The organism is Paenibacillus pseudetheri (genome assembly GCF_924513355.1).
GTDB lineage: Bacteria > Bacillota > Bacilli > Paenibacillales > Paenibacillaceae > Paenibacillus_AQ > Paenibacillus_AQ pseudetheri.
The window spans coordinates 1-2,802 of the sequence record NZ_CAKMAB010000010.1; the positions used below are offsets into that span (position 1 = coordinate 1).

A 2,802-nucleotide genomic window follows, 5' to 3' on the forward strand; every position below is an offset into this window, starting at 1 on the left:
GTCAGAAACAGGCGACAATTCGAATAGCACCGAAGAGCCTCTTAGCATTTAAAGAACGGATTCGCGAGCTAACGAACCGAACATGGTCCATTTCAATGGAAGAACGGATTGGCCGACTGAACCGCTATCTGATGGGGTGGCTGGGCTATTATCGTCTAGCTTCGGCAAAGACGCATCTCCAAAGGCTGGATCAGTGGATACGGAGAAGACTCCGAATGTGCTTGTGGAAGCAATGGAAACGAGTGCGCACACGAATCCGAGAACTCCGGGCACTAGGGGTTCCAGAGTGGGCTTATTTTAAGATGGCCAACTCAAGGCGAGGCGCATGGGAAATGTCCCGGAACACGAATAATGCCCTTACGACTTCCTATTGGGAAGCGAAAGGGCTGAAAAGTCTGCTTTCACGTTATCTGGAACTTTGTTAACCTTTTGGAACCGCCGTATGCGGACCCGCTTGTACGGTGGTGTGAGAGGACGGAGGCTTACCGCCTCCTCCTACTCGATTATCAGAAAGGATATATTTGGCAATCCGACAAAGTACCTGAGTACGCATCAAGCTAAGTCACATTGTGTGGGGATATTTTATGGAATGGATCAAATTGGAACGTCTATTTTAAGATGACCATGTAAGCTTTACTATGATAAGCTGACTTATATAATCATAGAATAATTCATAATTGGCGGTGAGAAATTAGTGAGTTCGTTAGATATGTTGGCCTATGAAAAAGAAGGCTGGGAACAGTCTTATCGCCGAATAGCAGGCGTAGATGAAGTAGGAAGAGGTTGCTTGTTTGGGGATGTCGTCGCAGCAGCGGTGATTTTGCCAGAAGGGCTTATTATTGATGGAGTTAATGATTCCAAAAAACTTACAGCTAAAAAGAGAGATGCTCTATACGAGATTATAATGGAGCAAGCACTGGCGGTAGGGGTGGGGCATGTAGACTCTACTGTCATTGATGAGATTAATATCAAGCAAGCTTCACGCTTGGCCATGAAAAAGGCGGTAGAGAGTCTAGAACACACTCCTGACTATATGCTGATCGATGCTGAAAAGGTAGACCTCCCTTTGCCACAACGGGCAATTATTAAAGGAGATGCTAATAGTCAGTCCATTGCAGCAGCTTCGATTATTGCTAAAGTGACACGCGACAGGCTGTGTGAAGGTCTTTGGGAGGAATCATACCCTGATTATGGGATTGCGATACATAAAGGTTACGCGACCAAGCTTCACCGGGAACAAATTACGGCTTTAGGTCCAACACCTATGCATCGACGCAGTTTTATTGGGCGGATTCTAGCGGAGCAGCAAACGTTATTCTAGAAGCAATGCTTAAAAAAATAGGGTGATTACCGATATAGTAAGAAGAGAGAAAATGGAGGGAGGAGTAACGGTATGAATATCGGAACATTGATCCGTGGATTGCTTGGAGATCAAAAACCGGGTGCGGCGAAGTCTTTAGAGTTAAAAGAAGGACAAGTTGTTCGTGGTGTTGTTCTCTCTGTATCGGATTCAGGCAAAGAAGCGGTTGTGCAAATCCAAGGTACACCTGTTCGTGCAGAATTAGAAACACCACTACTGCCTGGAGAAACCATGAACTTACAGGTTGGATCACCCGGAGAAGGCGGATTACCCGTATTGAAGCCGGTCTCCCTCGGTGAAACGGCGTTAGTCACTCCTCAAAGCATGGGTGAGGCCTTGGAGTCGCTAGGATTAACTGATTCCAAAGCAGGCCGAGAAATCGTACTAGCGATGCAAGCAGGAGGCGTTCCGCTTACAAAAGAGACAGCGGCTTTGCTGGATGCGGTAATGAGTGCAAAACCAGCTGGTGTGCCTGCTTCAGAGTGGCTTGACGCAGCTGTCATTTCTGTAAAGCGGGGACTCCCCGTTACAGCTGAGAGTGTGAAAGGATTGCAACAGGCTGTATTTGGCCCGCAGCTGCATCAGCTTTTATCAGCACTGGAAGATCAGATTACAATATGGGCAGGTCAAATGGCTAATGAAGAACCAATAACCGCAGAATCTAAATCTGGAATGGGTACAAGTACTGGAAAACTCGAACCTTCGGTAACTGCAGGTGCTGGAAGTGGGAATAACATGGGTGTTGTAGAGGGTGACGCTATAGAAGCGGACCCTAAACAATTGGCAGCTAAAGGAAATGGACAAGCTACAACTAAAACTGCTGAAGGTACTATCGCAAGCGGAAGTACCGCTCTTTCGGAAGGAGCAGCTGAAGGTGCTCTGAAACCGGTTGAACAAGGTGCGCCAGTCAAGGTGACTCTTAACATAGCTTCTGTTAATGAAACGGGGATTGGAACTGGCAAGCCAGTTGTAGTTGATGAGGCAGGTGAAGGAGCTCAAATCTCGAAGGGTGGTATTGTTACAGATTCTATGGCTGGTAAATCAACACCTGCCATGACATCCGGTGCTCTAAATCGTGCTCTAGACGCTCACGCGGATAGTGCGGTGAATAATCTTATCCGTTCCAGTGAAGTTGAGATTCAGGGTAATGCCTTGAATTTGAATAAGGATGGGGCATTGGATAGTGCTATACATTCAGATAAGAGTCGGGCTGCCTCGATGGATAAGAGCGGGGCTATGCAGGGTGGCGCGAGTATGAGCGCCGAAGGAACTACTGCTGGTGCGGCGCCCCATGCAGCAAGTGGGACCGTCCTGCTCGCGAAGCTGCAGGGCGTGCTCACCGAGCTGCGCGGCAGTCTGCCGCAGCTCGCGATGCTCCCGCCCGCTGACGAGGCGGGAGCAAGTCCTGCCCCTGCGGCTGCTGCGCCGCGCGGGGAGACCCC

At 48.8% G+C, this 2,802-nt stretch carries 2 protein-coding genes and 1 pseudogene; all 3 read left to right on the top strand.

Features of this window, described 5'->3' with window-relative positions; genetic code table 11:
* On the top strand, positions 1 to 425 hold a 425-nt coding region (locus L1028_RS11355; RefSeq protein ID WP_279306852.1), incomplete at its 5' end, for a group II intron maturase-specific domain-containing protein.
* A 284-nt stretch (positions 426 to 709) separates the two neighbouring features.
* Entirely contained in the window at positions 710 to 1,321 is a 612-nt protein-coding gene (locus L1028_RS11360) for a ribonuclease HII (RefSeq protein ID WP_234534113.1), read from the top strand.
* Between the two features lie 72 nt (positions 1,322 to 1,393).
* Positions 1,394 to 2,802 (top strand): annotated as a pseudogene (locus tag L1028_RS11365) (hypothetical protein); the annotation flags it as partial.